Genomic DNA, 712 nt, shown 5'->3' with positions numbered 1-712 from the left:
TCTGTAAGGTGATCGAGTATTATAGCTGTGGATAGGAAAGACAAAATTAAATTGAATAGATAGTATAGTTTTTGTTATTGAAAAAATTAATTTTATAATACATTTTAATAGCGTAATTAATATGTCATTTAAAGCATGTTTAATTGTATAAATTGCAATTTTATTATTTACTATATATTTTATAATAAGCATCAAATTCATCCCAGAGATGCTGAATTTCTTTGGTTTCATCATTCATAAGTTTATATATAGGACCATTTTTAACTCTTATATTAAGATATAAATTGGTTTCACTACTATTAAAAACAACATTGGCGTATTTCTCTAGTATCTGTTCATATTTATTGTATGTATCTTTATTTCTACAGATTATTTTATATATATTTTTTTTATTGGCAAGATTTGATATATAGTATGTTGATATGCATTCGACGTCTGATTGATTTTCTTTCTTGTTTCCATCAAAATAAATATCTATAATTTCGTTCCATTGCGACCTATCTTCAGTGTTTGCTGATTTTTGGGCAAAATAAATAAGTATGCCTTGGTTTACCCATTTGCAAAAGAAACTCTGCATTTCTATTGGTACTTCTATTTTATAGTTTCCATTATTATCGCTGACTGTGGAATAACGACGATTCCACTTTCCGGAAGACAAAAATGAACCTGATCCGAAGCTGAAATCCCGGCATAAAAAACTTTCCGTGTAATA

General features: G+C 27.4%; 1 protein-coding gene. It reads right to left on the bottom strand.

The window, feature by feature from the left end:
• Nucleotides 1-163: 163 nt before the first annotated feature.
• Nucleotides 164-712 (bottom strand): hypothetical protein (locus KH208_RS12885; RefSeq protein ID WP_291436947.1); only part of this gene is annotated, 549 nt, incomplete at its 5' end.

This window comes from Desulfovibrio sp., assembly GCF_018379785.1.
Classification (GTDB): Bacteria; Desulfobacterota; Desulfovibrionia; order Desulfovibrionales; family Desulfovibrionaceae; genus Desulfovibrio.
The sequence above is the reverse complement of the archived record's forward strand: the minus strand, read 5'-3'. Positions and strand labels throughout refer to the sequence as shown.